Here is a 17,198-nt window from a genome sequence, read left to right as displayed (position 1 = left end):
GCCACGGATACTCCACATAGAATGTTAAGCGCCGTGTTTGCGGGTGCCACGTCGGTCCCGATCGAGAGAACGAACGGAGCCATCGGTGTGCTGACACCGCTCTCGTTCATCCGATGGCGACGCGCGAACGGCGTGTATTTATGCGCGGGGACGGCGACGGGTATGTATGAGCGATCGCGCGTCGAACCGGAACGTCCTGTTCGTCGTCATGGACACGGTCCGGAAGGACCACCTCTCCTGCTATGGCTACGACCGCGAGACAACGCCCGGACTCGAACGGTTCGCCGAGGAGGCCGCCGTCTTCGAGCAGGCAGTCGCGCCAGCGCCGTGGACGCTTCCCGTCCACGCCTCGATGTTCACGGGACTGTATCCCGGCGATCACGGCGCGACCCAAGAAAACCCGTATCTCGAAGACGCCACGACCCTCGCCGAGTCGCTTTCGGCCACCCACACGAGCTCGTGTTACTCCTCGAACGCGTGGATCACCCCCTACACCCACCTCACCGACGGGTTCGATCGTCAAGACAACTTCTTCGAAGTGATGCCCGGCGAGTTCCTCTCGGGGCCGCTCGCGCGGGCGTGGAAGACGATGAACGACAGCGAGCGCCTCCGGCAGGTCGCGGACTGGCTCGTCGGCGTCGGCAACGCGATCCACGAACACCTCGCGAGCGGCGGCGGCGCGGACTCGAAGACGCCCGCAGTGATCGATCAGACGATCGAGTTCATCGACGGGACCGACGAGCCGTACTTTTCGTTCGTCAATCTGATGGACGCCCACCTCCCCTACCACCCGCCCGACGAACACCGAGAAAAATTCGCCCCCGGTGTCGACTCCACCGCTGTCTGCCAGAACTCGAAGGAGTACAACGCCGGCGCGCGCGACATCGACGACGACGAGTGGGAGGCAATCGGTGGACTGTACGACGCCGAGATCCACCACGTCGACGACCAGCTCCACAGGTTATTCTCGTGGATGCGGGCGAACGGCGAGTGGGAGGACACTCTCGTAGTGGTCTGTGCCGATCACGGCGAACTCCACGGCGAACACGACCTCTACGGCCACGAGTTCGGCGTGTACGACCCGATCGTGAACGTCCCGCTCATGGTCAAACATCCCGACCTCGATCCGGGCCGGTACGACGAGCAGGTCGAACTCATCGACCTGTACCACACCGTGCTCGATCACGCCGGGGCGGAGGGGGAGGGCGTGCCGCTCGATCCCGAGCGGTCGCTGCTCGGTGAGGGGTTCCGCGACGAGCCGAACGCGTTCGTGGAGTACTACCGCCCGGTGGTCGAGCTCAACCAACTGGAGGGGAAAGCGAGCGACGCGGGGATCGACCTCCCGAAGAACTCGCGGTTTTACTCCCGGATGCGGGCGGCTCGCCGGCCTGCGGGCAAGTACATCCACAACGAGCGGATCGCGGACGAGGCCTACCGGCTCGACGAGGACCCCGGCGAGACCGAGAACATCCGCGATACCGACGACCCCGTGATCGAAGACCTCGAAACCGCCCTCAGTGAGTTCGAGACCGACCGCGAGGCGTGGACCGATGTCGAGGACGACGCGGTGCTCTCGGGGATGGGCGACGACGCGAAGCAGCGCCTCGAAGATTTGGGATATATCGAGTGATCGAAGCGATCGGGGCGAGCGGGACTACCGCTCGGCGGTTTCCCAGGCTCGAACCAGCCCAGCGAGTGTTTGGCTTACCGGCACAGGACTACTGGCGCGGTCAACGACGGCCCCGCTGATCGCGTCGATCTCGGTCCGCCGGCCCGCACGCACGTCCTGCAGCATCGAGGAGGAGTTCGCGGCAGTGGCCCCGACGACCGCGTCGAGCGCCGCGGCGGCTTCGCCGTCCCCGAGATCGATCCCCTGCTCGCGCGCGACACGAGCGGTCTCACGGGCAGCCTCGCAGGCGATTCCGTGGAGTGGATCGGCGGCGAGCGCACCGTTTTCGACCCGTGCGAGCGCGGTCGTGGGGTTGATACCCGCGTTGACCGCGAGCTTCTTCCAGAGCCGGCGGGGCATGTCGTCGGCGACGGTGGTCTCGATCCCCGCCGCTCGGAGCGCGCGGCCGACCCGCTCGGCCCGTGCCGAGCGACCGCCGTCGGGTGTGCCGAGCGCGACCTCGCCGATCCCGGTACAGTCGATGCGGCCCGGTTCGACGAATCGCGCGCCGTAGGTGCAGGTTCCCGCGAGAACGCCGTCGAGATGCGTGGCGAGGGCTTCCTCGTTGCCGAGACCGTTCTGGAGCGAGCAGACGGTGTCGAGGTCACAGTCGGCGAGCGCGCGGGCAGCATCGTCGGTGTCGAACGCCTTGACCGTCACCAGCGCGAGGTCGGCAGCAGGAGGTGGATCAGTACGTGCGGCCGGACGGACGGTGAAATCGAACGCACCGCCGACGTGGAGGCCAGAATCGCGGACTGCCCGGATGTGAGGATCGCGTCCGACGAGAGTTACGCGGTGCTCGCGGGCGCACAGGCCGCCGACGAGGCTGCCGAGGCTGCCGGCACCGAAGACGACGATCTCCATTCGATGGAGCTAATCCTCGGTCCAGTAATAGATGTCTTCCTTCGGTGCGCCGCAGGACGGGCATTCCTCGGGGATGTCGTCGATCTTGCCGACCTCGCCACACTCCCAACATCGCCACATGAGGTCCATCTCGCCCGCGCCTGGCGTGGCACCTCGGGAGTGTTCGGTTTCGAGCGGGACGATACCCTCCTCCGCCGTCACGTAAAACCCGTCGTCGTCGAACCCGCGGATCGTTCCCAACTCCTCGCCGTGCTCGTCGTACACCGTCTGCTCGAAGCGCAGCCGCCGGCCGTCGGACGCTCTGACGTGTTCTTCACCCATGTCACTCATGCCCATAGACTTGGGCAGCAGCGGTAATAAACACTTGCGCTGGTTGTACCGACGGCTCGAAAGAACGAGTCCGCCCCGGGTGTCAGGGGGTTCGGCAGTGCTGTGCGGTTGCGGGGTGGTGCGGGCCTGGCGGATGAAGGGCGAGGGAGCGGAGCGACCGAGGGCTTCTCTACGGTGCGGTTGCGGTTTGCGGTCAGCGGTGGCAGTGCGGAAAGCGCCAGCAGTTCTACCGCGAGTGAGCGCGGAGCGCGAACAAGCGGGTGTTTTTCATGAACGTTTTTGCGAGGGGTTGAGCGCGAGCGAACGAAGTGAGCGAGCGCGAACCCCCGAAGTAAAAAGGTTCGTTTACATGAAATCGGCAATCCCGCTCTGCTTGTTCTTATCATTTTCGAAAACACTCTCCAAGGTTCGATCGAGCACTTCGAGGCGCTGTTTGGTGTAGTCGCGAGTACCGTACTCTTCGGCGACCCGAGTGGCGGTGTCGATGTACTTCTTCACCGATCCCTCGTGGACAGTCAAGTTCACGCCGCCGCCGCACTCCCGGCACTCGCCCGTGAGCGGCATCCGGCGGTACTTGGTACCGCAGTCGAGACACCGGGTCTCCTGGCGCGAGAACGCTCTGAGATTGCCGATGAGGTCGGGGAGGAAGTGGTACTCGATGATGCGCTCGGCGACGTCGGTCTCATCGACGGCGCGGAGCTTTCTGGCGAGTTCGAGCTGGGCGTCCATCTTCTCGGTCATCGCGCCCAGGGTCTTGTACGCCGACAGCGACGGCCCGAGCGCGAGGTTCGAGGTGTCGTGGGTGTGGCGAAAGCCAGTGTACTCCGTGTCGGTGCCGATACTTTCCTCGGCGATCTCGATGTCGACGCTTCCGGGATCCGCCATCTCGAGGGTCGACTCGTAGAACTCGCGGGGGTAGCGCTCGACCACGTCCATGTTGTGCGCCTCGTCGTCGATTTCGGCGGGATCGATCCGTGAGGACATCACCAGCGGCGCGTCCATCCGCCCACCCCGCTTGTCGGGCAGGTACTCCTTCGAGAAGTTCAACAGCCCGTCCATCAACAGCATGACACAATCCTCGTCGCCGTCACAATTGCGTCGCTTCGAGGCGTGAAAGTACGGATGAGCGTAGCCAACGGCGGCGCTCGTGAAGCCGACGACCCGCCCAACGACCGCCGCCGAGGTGTGGGGGGCCATCCCGAAAACGAGTTCGCCCACGAGGTCGTCGCGATCGTCGAAGTCGTAGAAAGTATCGAGGCCGTAGTATTTCTCCAAGAGGTCGTCGACGAAATCCGCCGTTCGGAGGAGATGCTCGGCCGCACCGTTCGAGAGCACGACGTCCTGAACCCGGAGTTCGACCAGCTGGTCGGCATGATGGAGCGGCTGGCCGTCGATGTCTTCGTGGTAGCCGAGCTCGCGGAACTGATCGACCGAGACGTCGAGTTCGGCAGGACGGACGCTCGTCACCGGAAGGTCGGTCATGTCGTACCTGACTGTGCCGTCCTTGAACGACGAAACGCCGTGTTTCGCGCGCAGGACGCCCTTCTCCATCGGTTCGGGCGTTTTGAGCTTCGAGGTCAACCCCTTCACGCCTTTCACCATGTCGAAGGCGCTCTCGCGCTCACCGACCGCGTCGAGCGCGTCGTGGAACTCCTCGCGGATGTCGACCGTGCGCCACTCGGTCGGGGTTGCCTCACTGCCGCAGCGCGGGCACTCGGCCCGCCCCGACTCGTCGGGTTCGACCGCGATCTCGCAGTCGCGACACTCGTAGCGCGGCTCGGTGACGCCGCCGCAGTCGGGGCATCTGGTCTCGTAGCTCTGCTCGCCGCAGTCGACGCACTCACGCCGGCCGACCTGCACCGGGACGACACCGCGCTCCCCGACGTCGTCGTGGACGTACTCGGCCGCTTTGCTCACGTCGCGCTGGTTGCCGCCGGCCTCGCCGATCGGAAACAGGGTGTGGACCGCGGGCGAGAGTTCGCGCTGCTCGGATTTTTCCGGCCGCCCCATCCGGCCACCGATCCGGGTGGGGGCGCGTTCGCGGAGCGCGAACGGTGCGACCTCGCGGGCGGCCTTCATCGCGTTCGACCACGCGCGCGCCCCCTCGGAGAGAGCGTCCCACGTCCGATCACAGTTCTCGTCGAATCCGAGGGATCGGACGAGCGCCTGGTACTCGGCGACGCGGAGTGCGTCGGCGGCCTGATTGTGCGGAACGAGTAGGTCTTCGAGCGCGTCACGGACTTCGGGCGCGGGTTCGAGCGCCAGCTCGCCGTCGACGAGTTCTCCCGCCGCGACCGCATCGGCGAGCGTTGTGAACTGCTCGACCGAGATGTCGTGCCAGCAGTAGGTGTACTCGGGGTGGAGCGGGGCGTCGAACTCGATCGCCCACTCGATCGCTTCTTCAGAGGAGGGGTGTTCGAGGTCGACCCGCGTCGAGTCCGCGAGCGCTTGGACGTTCGCGTCGGTCGCGTCGAACTCCTGGATCCACCAGTCGTGGGTGTAGGAGGCGGGTGCGAGCGGGTGATTGTTCTCGACGAACTCCCCGTAGTTGACGAGGTACTCGCCGAGATCGAGGATGGCCTCGACCCCGTTTCTGAGTTCGAGCGCGGTCTCGGGGTCGTCGATCCGGCGGACGTCGCCGTTCGCCAGTCTGACGGTGGGCCCCTCGATCGAGTCGACGGGGACGACGCCGGCGGCCTTGCCTGGCCGTTCGGTCTTCAACTGGGTGCCGGTCGCGAGGAAGTCGTCGACGAGATGCATCGTCGCCGGATGGACGCCCGCGGTCGCGAAGCCGTGGTTGCGCGCGCGGCCGTACCGCAGCCGGAACCCGCCGGCCTCGCTCGGGTGGCCGAACACCGGCCGGCCGGCGATCAGGTCCCGGAGGAACTTCGTCGAGGGCTCGGGCCTGAGCGGACCGTCGGGTTCTGAATCCTCGTCGGCAGCCGACTCCGGTTCGTCGTCGGTTTCGTCGCCGTCGTCGACTTCGTCGGGGTCTTCGGTAGCGTCGGCGTCGCCGTCGTCGGTCTTTCCGACAGTGCCGGCGATCAGGTCGTCGAGCCACGGCCAGTCCACCTCGTCGAGATCGGTCGTGTAGCGCTCGATCTTCGGGGCCTTCTGGGCGATCCCTTCAGCGAGCACGAGACACATCCCGCCGCGTGGGTTGTTCGTCCCCACCCGTTCGAGGTCGCGAAAGCCCGAGACCTCTTCCTGGCCGGTGGCCTCGCCGTCGAGCATCACCGGCGAGTTCCGGGCGATGAACTTCGTCTCGGCGTCTTTCGGGGAGTACTGGAGGCCAGTTTCGGAGCCGTAGAGGTCGACCTCCTCGGCGTAGCGTTCGACTTCCTCCTCACGGGCCTCGTATTCGGCGAGACCGAGCAGTGCGCGGGTGTAGTCCGCGACGAGTACAGAGAGCGCCTGAGCGGTCCCACCGGCCGAGCGGATCGGTCCGGCGTAGAACACCCGGACGAACTCCGAGCCGTCGGGATTTGCGGCGAGTTCGACCCGATCGATACCCTCGATCGGGGCGGCGACCACGCCCTCGGTGAGGAGCGCGACTGCGGTCCGGACCGCACCCTCGATCTTGCCGGCGTCGGTCTCGTAATCGCCGACGCGGCCCTCAGCGAAGTCCGTGGCGAGTTCGAGGGCGGCCTCCTCCCGGCTCATCTCGCCTTCGAGTTCACGCACCCGATCGGCGACGCCCTCGATCCCGAGGATGTTCTCCACGCGGTCGGCCATGTCCTTCGCCACCGGGATCTCGATCTCGGGAGTCGGATCGCCGCCCGTCTCGCGTGCGGTCTCGGCGACCGCGAACGCCTCGTCGAGCTGGGATTCGATCCGTTCGAAGTAGCGTTCGTCGTCGGCGTTCATCAAAACGGCCAGAGATCGAGATCAGTCGTCTCGTCGTGCTCGCGTTCGAGGTGGGCGTCGAACTCCCGGAGGTATATTTCGCCGGCGAACACCGTTCCAGCGTTCAGGTGGCCCGCGATCGTCGAGCCGTCCTCGCGCGAGCAGACTGCATGAGTGTGGGCGAAACGATCACCCGAGAGCCACGAGACGTTACCGACGCAGGCCGCGACTTCGAGCGGTTCGTCGAACTCGATCGCGTCGTACTCTTTCACGTCTTGGTCGTAGAAGTAGAGTTCGGCGTCCTGCACTGCGCCGAGCCCGAAGAAAAAGCCCGCATCGACGCCAGCATCGGCAGCGAGCGCCTCGATCTCCGCGCGCCAGTCCGCGCCGTGATCCAGCCCAGCGACGAACTCGCGACCCCCGTCGAGTTCCCGGTAGTCCATATCCATGCGGTCGCGCGGCGGCGGCAAAAACCTTGACCTCGGAGGAGCCGTGGCAACGATCGATCAGCCAGCCGAGGAACTATTGTATCACGGTCGTGATCTCGATTGCGTATGGTCGATCTCGTCGTCGTCGGAGTCGGTCTCTTCGCCTCGGTGGTCGGACTCGGGGCGTGTCTCACGGGCTGGCGAAAGCGCAAACACCACCGTCTGATCACCGAAACACCGACGACCGACGTCCGGCACATCGACAGCGAAGGACCGGTCGAACTCACGGGCGAGATCGACGGAACCGCGGACGGAGATGGGTTCGTCTCTCCCATCGGACGAGCGGACGACACCGTCCTCGCCGCATGGGAAGTCGAGGAGTGGAACGAGAGCGGAGACCGCAGCAACTGGCGGACGGTTGGCTCGGGAATCGACTCGACGCCGTTTCGGCTCAGCGATGGGACCGATCAGGTTCGAGTAGCGATCGAAGATCGGGACGACGATGTGATCCGAGAGTGGGAGGAGTTCCCCGTCGTCGAGAACGTCGGTGTGGACGACGAACCGCCCGAGCATATCGAGACGTTCGAGCGCGAGCACGATCTCCCCGAGCAGTCCGGGTCGATCACCAACGTCGTCGACGTCGGCAAGGCCCACGGCGACCGTCGCTACTCGGAGCAAGCGCTCGGCCCGGGCGACGGGATCTACCTGCTCGGCCACGCACGAGCCGCCGAGGGCGCGACCACACCGCTCCATCCGGACGAGGCGGTCGTGACACCGGTCGACGACGGAACGTTCATCGTTTCCGACCTCGCCGAGGATGCGCTGACCGACCGACTCAGCACCAGCTACCGACTCTGGCTTGCCGGCGGCGCGATCGCGGTCCTTCTCGGTATCGGCGTGGTCGTCAGCGAGACGACACCGTTGTTGTAAGCAGTCGGATACCGGGGGTGTCACCCCTCCTGATTCCGTCCCGCACCATCCAACTCCGGCTCGAACAACTCCTCAATTCGGCAATCGAAGTGAGCGGCGAGCTTGAACGCCAGTTCGATCGAGGGGTCGTACCGGTCGCGTTCGATGGCGTTGATCGTCTGTCGGGTGACGTCGACCGCCGCCGCGAGATCGGCCTGGCTCGACCCGTCCGTTTCCCGCCGCTGGCGGAGGTCGTTTTTCATCCGCGATACCGGAGGATGGCGTAGATACTGCCCCACAGCAGGTAAAGCCCACTGAATGCGGAGATAGCGCCCCAGAGGAACGGCGAGATGGCGTAGTGCCTGGTCGCATCGAACAGGTACAGACCGATCACCACCGGGAGGCCGACCATCGCGACCAGCGTCACGAGCGCGCCGCTGGCGCGTTCGTGAAGCCGTTGCTGGCGTTCGTCCGCCAGTCTGACCGGGCTTGCGAACCGCAGATACAGCAGTGCCGCGACCCCGGAGAGGCCAGTGGCCGAGTACACGACGAGCCCCACGACGTGCCGGTCGAGGGCCATGCCAACGAAGAGACTCAGAACCCCCACTGCGAACACCGCGACGACGATTCGATTGTACCGCTGTCCCCTCTGGATCGGTGGTGTCTCTGTCATGGTCGTTGCGTAAAGCGGAGTTCCGTAAAGCTCGCCATACAGTAAAGCGTGCTTTACATATCTGCATGAAGCTGTCGCTAAGAACGGTACGGACGGTACAAATCAACGAAAGGCAGGATGGTTCGGTGAACCGACAGGTGGCGAGAAGTTCGCTGCGTTAGGGCGTCGGCGGGTCGTCGTAGGCGTCGTGATCGGTGTAGAAGTTCAGCATCGCGTATTTGAGTTTCCCGGGGGCAACGTCGACGAGTTCGGCGCGCTCCTCGTCCGGGAACGTCCCGCGCACGCTGTACTTCCCCATCTCCTCGTGGCCGCGCTGGGTGTAGCGCGCATCGAGCAGTGCGCGGACGCCGATCTCCTCGGGCGAGCGCAGCACCCGGCCGAGTGCCTGACGCGTCTTCCGGATCGTGGGGATCTCGACGGCATACTCCCAGCCCGAGCTGTCCTCGAACGCGGCGTCGTAGGCGTCCTCGACCGCTTCGAGTCGGTCGTCGAGATGCGGGTAGGGCACCCCGACCACGAGGACCGTATGGGCGTCGTCGCCGTCGAAGCTCACACCCTCAGTGAGCGTGCCCCACAGCGAGGTAAAGAGCGCGCCGTTGCCGTCCGCCGCGAACCGCTCGCGGAGCGATTCGACCGACTCGCCTGGTTCGTCGAGATACGTCGACGCTGCGGTTCCGGCAGCGATTCGATCGTGATACCGCTCGGCCTCGGCGTAGCTCGGGAAAAAGAGGAGCGTGTTGCCAGGCGTGAAGCGAATGGCGTCATCCACCGTGCCGGCGACCGACTCCTGGACCCCGGGATCGTCGCGCTCGCTCGCGAACAGCGCTGGCGTATCGACCGCGAACGTCCGGCGGTTGGCTTCAGGAAACGTGAGCCCGTACGCCATCGTTACCGGGTCGTCGAGGCCGAGCACGTCTTCGAGGACCCCGAACGGACGGAGCGTCGCGCTCATCAGCACGCTCGCGTGGAGGCTCGAAAAGAGCGGTTCGGTCACGTCACGCGGGATCGACGCGAACGATTCCGCACGGCCGTAGACGCCATCGGGCCCCTCGCGCACCGACACCACGGGATGCCGCCCTCCAGAGGCACCGTCGGACTGACTTCGCTCGCCCGACGAGGATCGCGCGCCCTCGGCGCGCTCACTCCCGTCGGCGAGCCACGACTCGACGAACCGCAGGGTTTGGAGTGTCTGGCACTCCTTTCGGACCTGGGTCTCGCCGTTGCGGTACGCCCGGTCGTACTCCCGGTCGAGCGCCGCCCCGAGCGCGAGTCCGGCCTCCACGTCGCTTTCGATCCCCTGGCCGGTGTAGGCGTCGAGAAAGGCGAGCGTGAGATCGTCGCGGCCCTCGGAGTTGGCGATCGCGAGGTCCTCCCAGTCCTCGCCGACGCGTTCCGCACCGCCAAAGCCTAGTTTCTCGTCGTAGGTCGCGACGAGCGCGCGCCGGAACGCCTCGACGACGTTTTTCGCCTGGTCCGCTCGCGGATCGCCCGCGTCGTCAAGCTCGGCGAGCGCGGAATCGAGCGTGGTCTCGGTCAGCGTACGAGTAGCGTGTTCGCGTGCCGCGCTCTCGACGTTGTGGGCCTCGTCGAACACGGTGATGACGTCCTCGGGATCGCGGCCGAGCCACCGGAAGAACTGTTCGCGGATCGCGGGATCGAGCAGGTGGTGGTAGTTACAGACCACGAGATCCATCGCCTCCATCCCCTCCTTGAGGAGTTCGTACCCACAGAGATCCTCCTGCTCGGCGTACTCGTAGATCTCCTCCGGAGTGCGGACGTCACTCCCGAGCCACGCGTAGAAGGCGTCGGTGTCGGCGGTGAGGTTGTTGTAGTAGTGCTCGCAGATCGACTCCCCCTGGAGATCGTCGACCTCGCTCTCGACGTGCTCCAGTTCGTCCATCACCGTGCTTCGCGCCTCGGTGGCGTCGCCGTCGCCCGACTGGCTCGCCGCGAGGAGGTCGTCCTCGCGGGCTTCGAGCTCCGCGAGATCTTCCTCGGCGTCGACGAGCTCTTTCGTGCTGTCCCGGAGCACCTGGCACTCCTCGTAGTCGACGTCGATGTGACACATCGCGGCCTTGCCCTTGAACACCGCGGCCTTGAGGGGTTCGTGGTCGTTGATCGCGCGGGCGTCGGCGACGAACTGGCGCATCTGCTGGTGGACGTTGGTGGTGATGACCACCGTCTTGTCGTGCTCGCGGGCGAATTCGAGGGCAGGCACGAGCGCCGAGAGGGTTTTGCCGGTTCCGCAGGCCCCCTCGAAGAGGACGTCGCGTTCGTCGCCGAGCGCGTCGTGGATGCGTTCGATCGCCGCGTCCTGGTTCTCGTAGGGGGACTCGTACGGGAAGAATCGCAGCGAGGGAGACGAGTCGGCGGCCACAGTAGTCGGTTTTCCGGCGCGTTCGGACAAAAGGGTTCGTGTGGCGCGGCGGAAGTGGTCGGGTCGAACGGCGTTCGCGGTCCTCGATCAGACCTCGGGTTCGATATAGACCTTCCGCACCTGGGGTTGGGTCTCCATCAGGGCGTTCTCGATCTCGGTGATGGAGTCGTCGATGGCCTCGGTTTCGAGGTTCGCGTCGAGCGCGACGTCAGCGGTCACGAGGAGCTGTTCGGGGCCGAAGTACACCGTTCGAAAGTCGACGATTTCGTCGACGCCGTCCCAGCCGACAATCAGTTCACGGAGCTTGCGCTCCTCGTCGGCCGGCAGACTCTCGCCGAGCAGGAGGCGCTTGTTCTCCCACGCGAGCGCGATCGCAAACCCCATCAGCATGAGTCCGATCAGGAGCGCGGCCACCGCGTCGTAGAGCGGATTGCCGGTTGTGCGCGAAAGGAACACCCCGAACAGCGCGATTCCCGCACCGGCCATGGCGATGGTGTCCTCGGTCAGCGCCGTCAGCGTGGTCACGTCGCTCGTCTTCCTGAACGCCTCGCGGTACCCGCTCCAGCCGTGTTCGTCGATCTGGCGAGTCATCTCGTCGTTGGCCTTCTTGAGCGCGTACCCCTCGAAGAGGATCGCGCCGATGAGCACCACGTAGTTGACCCAGACGCCGGGAAACGAGCCGATCACGGGGAGCGACGCCTGCCCCACCTCCGCGGCGTGGGGGTTCACGATGGCGTTGTAGCCGTGTTTCGCGCTCTCCCAGCCCGCGATCCCGAAGAGGAGGACGCTCACGAGGAAACTGTAGAAGAACTGTGCCTTGCCGTAGCCAAAGGGGTGGTCGCGGCTGGCCTCCTTGCCACCGTACCGGATCCCGATGAGGAGGAAGATCTGATTGCCCGTATCGGAGATCGAGTGGTAGGTTTCGGAAAGCATCGCCGCGCTCCCGGTGAGGAGAAAGCCGGCGAACTTGAGGATCGCGATCGCGCCGTTGGCGATCAGGGCAGCGATCACGACGGACCTGTTGCTTGCCATTGCACGGTCTGCACGCGCATCGCACAAAGGTTCTTTCGCAACGGACAGACGGGCGACGCGTTGGCCAGCCGCGTTATTCGGCGCAGAGATCGACGAAGTTCCGCAAAATCTGCAGCCCGGTCTCGCCGCTCTTCTCGGGGTGGAACTGCGTGCCGAACACGGTACCCGAGTCGTTGGCCACAACCGACGGGAAGTCGACGCCGTACTCCGTGCGGGCGACGACCGCGCTCTCGTCGTCGGGCTCGGCGTAGTAGGAGTGAACGAAGTAGGCGTACTCTCCATCGACGGAACCGCCGGCGGCGGTTCCGTCTGTCCGTGGCGTCTTCGACGCCACGCTATCCACCCCTTCGACGAGCGGGTGGTCGCGCTCGATCGCGAGCTCGTTCCAGCCCATGTGGGGGACTTTCAGATCGCCCTCGAACCGGACGTTCCGGCCGGGGATCAGATCGAGCCCCTCGACGTCGCCTTCACCCGCGCGTTCGGCCTCCTCACTCGTGGTGAGGAGCATCTGCATCCCGAGACAGATGCCGAACACCGGCGTCCCTGCGTCGGCAGCGTCGAGCAGTGCCTCCCGATAGGGGCCGGCGTTCTCGACGCCTTCCCGAAACGCGCCGACGCCCGGCAGCACGATCCCGTCCGCGGCCGCGAACGCGTCTGGATCGTCGGTGATCTCCACGTCGGCCCCCGCGCGTTCGAGGCCGCGGGTCGCGCTCCGGAGGTTGCCGAGGCCGTAGTCGACCACGACCACCGACGCCGTGGTCCGCTGGGTCTGCGTTTCGCTCATGTCGGCGCGTACCAAGGGACGGGCTAAGTCGCTTTCCGTCGCGGCGGCGTCGACGACCGGCTGCAACCATCGCCCGCAAGGACTATGATCCCGTCAACTGTTGATCCCTTTGTGGTTTACGAGACTGGAAACGCGACGATCGACGACGCGGTGGGGCGTGTTCTCGACGGCGAGCGCCTCGACCGGACGGACGGCGTGGCGCTGCTCGCCCAGCCGGTCGACGAACTCGCCGCCGCCGCCGACTTCGTTCGAGCGGAGTTCGGCGACGGCACGGTCGACGCGTGCTCGATCGTGAACGCGAAGGCGGGCGACTGCGCCGAAGACTGTGGCTTCTGCGCGCAGTCGACCCACTTCGACACCGGGATCGACACCTACGGCTTCCTCGACCCAGAGGAGGTCCTCGAAGCCGCCAACCGCGCCGAACGCGACGGCGCACAGCGCTTCGGGATCGTGGTGGCGGAGAAGGGCGTCTCGAAGGAACGCCGCCCCGAGGAGTGGGACGACGTGATTCGGGCCATCCGGCTCGTGCGCGACGAGACCGCGGTGGAGGTCGACGCCTCGCTCGGCCTCCTCACCGAGGAGGAGGCCGCGATCCTCGTCGAAGAGGGACTCAATCACTACAACCACAACATCGAGACCTCGCGCCGGTACTTCGACGAGATCGTGAATACTCACGACTTCGAGGATCGGCTGCACACCCTCCGGGTCGCCAAGGAGGCCGGGATGGACCTGTGTGCCGGCGTGATTCTCGGAATGGGCGAGACGTCCACGGATCGAGTCGAGGCCGCGATCGAGTTGCAGGAGATCGGGGTGTCCTCACTCCCGGTGAACGTCCTGAACCCCGTCGAAGGGACGCCGCTCGGCGACGCCGACCACGCCGACATCTCGACGGCGGAGCTGATCGAGACGATCGCGATTTACCGGCTGCTCCACCCCGAGGCGCGGGTCCGACTGACCGGTGGGCGCGAGGTCAACCTCAGAGAGGACGAGCAGCACCTCCCGTTCGAGGCGGGTGCGGACGGCGTGCTCACGGGCGACTATCTCACGACCGCTGGCCAGTCGCCAGGCGAAGACATCGAGACGATCGAGCGCGCCGGACTGGAGCCGAACATGGAAGCGAACGAGTTCGACCCCGCCGACGTGAAGGCTCGCGGACGGGACGATTCTCCGGTGGAGACCGCGGCGGGGACGGCCACGAGCAACGCGAGCGACGACTGACGATGGCACACGAACAGACAGACATGGACGACATCAGATTCGCGGTACTCGGAACAGGTGGTATCGGCCGACGAGCGCTCGAAGTATCCCAGGCCAAGCAGGGGCTGAAGCCCGTGGCGGCGTGTGACCGCCACGGCATCGCGGTCGATCACGATGGCCTCGACGTCGACGAACTCCTCGCTGCGACGGAAGGGAACGTTGCGAGCGCGGCCGACCGGCGGGAGGCCGCGGACGGGCGAGCGGCGACCGACGGGAGCCGCGAGCCGCAGACGGATGGCGGCGCGGCGGCGGTCAAGCAACACGGCGACCAGGCGGGCGTGGTCGCGTCGGCACAGGCCCGCCCCACCGAGACGCCGATCGCGGACACCATCGCGGAGAGCGACGCGATCGACGCGGTGTTGATCGCGCTCCCGAACCTCGAACACGACTTCATCCCAGAAGTTGCCTCGGAGTTCGCCGCGGCGGGCTACGAGGGCGTACTCGTAGACGTACTGAAGCGCTCGCGCGTGATCGGACTGCTCGACGAGCGCGCCGAGACCTTCGAGGAGTCGGGGATCACGTTCGTCTGCGGCGCGGGCGCGACACCTGGCTTTCTCACTGGTGCGGCGGCGCTCGCCGCCCAGTCGTTCGTCGAGGTCGAGTCGGTCGACATTCACTGGGGCGTCGGACTGAAATCGGGCTACGAAGACAATCGTGGCACAGTCCGCGAGGACATCGCCCACCTGCCTGGCTACGACATCGAGAGCGCGCGTGACCTCTCGGACGGCGAGATCGAGGCGATCGTCGACGAGCACGACGGCGTGATCGAGTTCGAGGACATGGAACACGCCGACGACGTCCTTCTGGAGCGCGCGGGAATCTGTGACGCCGAGAACGTGACTGTCGGCGGGGTGCTCGACGTGCGAAACGACGAGAAACCCACGACGACGACCGTCTCCGTGACTGGCAAAACGTTCGACGGCGAGCGTGCGACCAACACCTTCGAACTCGGCGACGAGACCAGCATGGCGGCGAACGTCAACGGCCCTGCGCTCGGCTACCTGAAGGCGGGCGTGCGGCGCAACCGGGCGGGCGAGTACGGCGTGTTCGGTCCCGCCGACCTGATGCCAGGGTTCTGATGGCCGAGCAGGACGCGAGCGCCGCGAGCCGGACGGAGACCGTCGAGGACCACCACCAGGATTCGGGACACGGTTTCGCCCTCCGAGAGCGCCTCGACGCGCGCGAGCAGCGTGGCTTGCGGCGAGAGCTCACGCCGACCGAGCGGGTCGCGGCGCGGAGTCGCGTGGCCGCCGATCCGAGCGGCGATCCACCGGAGTTCGAGGGCGACGAACAGGTGATCCTCGCGTCGAACAACTACCTCGGGCTGGCCGACGACGAGCGTGTGCAGCGCGCTGCTGCCAACGCGGCCAGAAAAGTGGGAACTGGCGCTGGCGCGAGCCGACTCGTCACCGGCGATACACCGATCCATCGCGCGCTCGAACGCGACATCGCCGCCACCAAAGAGACCGAGCGCGCGCTGGTCTTCTCGTCGGGCTACGCCGCCAACGTGGGGACGATCGCCGCGCTCGCGCCCGACGTGATCTTCTCCGACGAGCTGAACCACGCGAGCATCGTGGACGGCTGTCGGCTCGCGCGTGCGGAGACGGTGATCTACGATCACGCCGACGCCAACGCGCTCGCCGCGGCGATGGCCGAGCGAGACGAGCAGGCAGAGGAAGACGAGTCGTGGCTGGTGGTGACCGATTCGGTGTTCAGCATGGACGGTGACGTCGCCCCGCTCGCGGCGGTCTGTGACGCCGCCGAGCGCCACGGCGCGTGGGTGATGGTCGACGAGGCCCACGCCACTGGGCTCTACGCCGACGGTGCGGGGATCGTCGGGCGCGAGGGGCTCGGCGACCGAGTGCAGGTTCAGATGGGGACGCTCTCGAAGGCGCTCGCGAGCCAGGGCGGGTACGTCGCCGGGAGCGAGGCGCTGATCGAACACCTCGCGAACGCCGCGCGCTCGTTCGTGTTCTCGACCGGCCTCGCACCACCGGCGGCGGGCGCGGCGCGCGAGGCGCTCGCGATCGCCCGCGAGGATGAGCGTCGCGAACGGCTCTGGACGGTCGTCGAACGACTCCGCGACGGACTCGACGGGATGGGGTATCGCGTGCTCGGCGAGACCCAGATCCTGCCGGTGGTCGTCGGTGACCGGGGCGAAGCGGTGGCACTCGGGGAGGAACTCGCCGAGCGCGGGATCGTCGCGCCCGCGATCCGCCCGCCGACGGTGCCCGAGGGAACCAGTCGAATCCGCGTCGCGCCGATGGCAACCCACACCGATGCCGAGATCGAGCGCTGCCTGACGGCGTTCCGCGCGGCGGGGCACGCCGCTGGAGTCCTGGATGAGTGAGACGTCCACGAGGGAGACATTCGCGGTCGTCGGGACCGATACGGGCGTGGGGAAGACGATCGTGACCAGCGGGCTCGTCGGCTGGCTCCGTGAAGAAGGTGTAGCTGCGCGCGCGGTCAAGCCGGTCCAGACCGGCTATCCGCCGGACGACGATACGGAGTTCGTCGCCGAAGCGTGCGGGACCGACGACGCCGCGATCTGCATCGAACGACTCGAACCGCCACTCGCGCCGCGCGTTGCCGCCGAGCAAGTGGGGGCGGAGCTTTCGTACGCTGCGATCCGCGAGGGCTGCGAGCGAGCGCTCGCCGCGAGCGAGGTCGGGGTTCTCGAAGGCGTCGGGGGCGTACGAGTGCCGCTCGCCGACGGTCGGGAGGTGATCGATCTCGTCGCCGATCTCGGTCTCAGAGCAGTGGTGGTCGCGCGGTCGGGTCTCGGAACACTGAATCACACTGCGCTCACGGTCGATGCGCTCGCGGCGCGCGGCGTCGAGACCCACGCCGTCGTCCTGAACGAGTACGCCGGCGAGACGATCGCCGAGCGAACGAACCAGGCCGAACTCGAATGCATGACTGGCGTGCCGGTTCACACACTGCCGTCGTTCGATCTCGCCACCCCTAAAGACGCCGTCAGCGGGGTTCGCGAGGGACTCCCCGCGGACGTGTTTCCCGTGACTCGGTGA

At 66.4% G+C, this 17,198-nt stretch carries 15 protein-coding genes; 6 read left to right on the top strand and 9 right to left on the bottom strand.

Annotated elements, in window-relative coordinates; genetic code table 11:
* Positions 1-166: 166 nt before the first annotated feature.
* The gene (locus PHA81_RS05255) at positions 167-1,630 is read left to right on the top strand and encodes a sulfatase (RefSeq protein WP_273835660.1); all 1,464 of its coding nucleotides are present in this window, start codon (positions 167-169) and stop codon (positions 1,628-1,630) included.
* 24 nt (positions 1,631-1,654) lie between these two features.
* Here PHA81_RS05255 and PHA81_RS05250 read toward each other — a convergent pair whose 3' ends face one another.
* The 4 genes from PHA81_RS05250 to PHA81_RS05235 form a co-directional block, all read right to left on the bottom strand.
* Positions 1,655-2,533 (bottom strand): ketopantoate reductase family protein, encoded by an 879-nt coding sequence (locus PHA81_RS05250; protein ID WP_005039865.1) that lies wholly within the window; start codon positions 2,531-2,533, stop codon positions 1,655-1,657.
* Between the two features lie 9 nt (positions 2,534-2,542).
* Entirely contained in the window at positions 2,543-2,863 is a 321-nt protein-coding gene (locus PHA81_RS05245) for a rubredoxin-like domain-containing protein (RefSeq protein WP_049909813.1), read from the bottom strand.
* 345 nt (positions 2,864-3,208) lie between these two features.
* On the bottom strand, positions 3,209-6,730 hold the full coding sequence (locus tag PHA81_RS05240) for a DNA polymerase II large subunit (protein WP_273835655.1): 3,522 nt from the start codon (positions 6,728-6,730) through the stop codon (positions 3,209-3,211).
* Positions 6,730-7,152, bottom strand: a complete 423-nt coding sequence (locus tag PHA81_RS05235; RefSeq protein ID WP_273835653.1) for a PPC domain-containing DNA-binding protein — start codon at positions 7,150-7,152, stop codon at positions 6,730-6,732. The genes PHA81_RS05240 and PHA81_RS05235 overlap by 1 nt, the downstream gene beginning before the upstream one ends.
* 111 nt (positions 7,153-7,263) lie before the next feature.
* On the opposite strand from PHA81_RS05235, the gene PHA81_RS05230 reads away from it, so the two are divergent.
* A complete protein-coding gene (locus PHA81_RS05230) occupies positions 7,264-8,067 on the top strand; it encodes a GIDE domain-containing protein (RefSeq protein WP_005039875.1) in 804 nt (267 codons plus the stop codon).
* Between the two features lie 20 nt (positions 8,068-8,087).
* Here PHA81_RS05230 and PHA81_RS05225 read toward each other — a convergent pair whose 3' ends face one another.
* From PHA81_RS05225 to hisH, 5 genes are all read right to left on the bottom strand, one after another.
* Complete coding sequence (locus PHA81_RS05225; protein WP_005039877.1) at positions 8,088-8,309, bottom strand: helix-turn-helix transcriptional regulator; 222 nt, start codon at positions 8,307-8,309, stop codon at positions 8,088-8,090.
* Positions 8,306-8,719, bottom strand: coding sequence for a hypothetical protein (locus PHA81_RS05220; RefSeq protein ID WP_005039880.1), 414 nt, complete (start codon positions 8,717-8,719; stop codon positions 8,306-8,308). Before PHA81_RS05220 ends, PHA81_RS05225 begins: the two co-directional genes overlap by 4 nt.
* A gap of 157 nt (positions 8,720-8,876) precedes the next feature.
* A complete protein-coding gene (locus tag PHA81_RS05215; RefSeq protein WP_005039883.1) occupies positions 8,877-11,096 on the bottom strand; it encodes an ATP-dependent DNA helicase in 2,220 nt (739 codons plus the stop codon).
* 87 nt (positions 11,097-11,183) lie between these two features.
* Positions 11,184-12,128, bottom strand: coding sequence for a cation diffusion facilitator family transporter (locus PHA81_RS05210; RefSeq protein WP_005039885.1), 945 nt, complete (start codon positions 12,126-12,128; stop codon positions 11,184-11,186).
* Between the two features lie 73 nt (positions 12,129-12,201).
* The gene (gene hisH, locus PHA81_RS05205; protein ID WP_049909805.1) at positions 12,202-12,912 is read right to left on the bottom strand and encodes an imidazole glycerol phosphate synthase subunit HisH; all 711 of its coding nucleotides are present in this window, start codon (positions 12,910-12,912) and stop codon (positions 12,202-12,204) included.
* A gap of 111 nt (positions 12,913-13,023) precedes the next feature.
* Here hisH and bioB point away from each other — a divergent pair, with 111 nt between their 5' ends.
* From bioB to bioD, 4 genes are read left to right on the top strand one after another with little or no spacing between them, the layout of a single operon-like run.
* Positions 13,024-14,130, top strand: coding sequence for a biotin synthase BioB (bioB, locus tag PHA81_RS05200; protein WP_005039890.1), 1,107 nt, complete (start codon positions 13,024-13,026; stop codon positions 14,128-14,130).
* 2 nt (positions 14,131-14,132) lie between these two features.
* Positions 14,133-15,248 carry a transcriptional regulator gene (locus PHA81_RS05195; RefSeq protein WP_337958927.1) on the top strand — a complete coding sequence of 372 codons (1,116 nt, stop codon included), beginning with the start codon at positions 14,133-14,135 and terminating at the stop codon, positions 15,246-15,248.
* Positions 15,248-16,519, top strand: a complete 1,272-nt coding sequence (locus PHA81_RS05190) for an 8-amino-7-oxononanoate synthase (RefSeq protein WP_005039896.1) — start codon at positions 15,248-15,250, stop codon at positions 16,517-16,519. The genes PHA81_RS05195 and PHA81_RS05190 overlap by 1 nt, the downstream gene beginning before the upstream one ends.
* Positions 16,512-17,198 carry a dethiobiotin synthase gene (bioD, locus tag PHA81_RS05185; protein WP_273835639.1) on the top strand — a complete coding sequence of 229 codons (687 nt, stop codon included), beginning with the start codon at positions 16,512-16,514 and terminating at the stop codon, positions 17,196-17,198. The genes PHA81_RS05190 and bioD overlap by 8 nt, the downstream gene beginning before the upstream one ends.

It is taken from the genome of Halococcus sp. PRR34, assembly GCF_028617175.1.
Lineage (GTDB): Archaea > Halobacteriota > Halobacteria > Halobacteriales > Halococcaceae > Halococcus > Halococcus salifodinae.
This window is presented reverse-complemented; position numbering and strand designations above follow the sequence as displayed.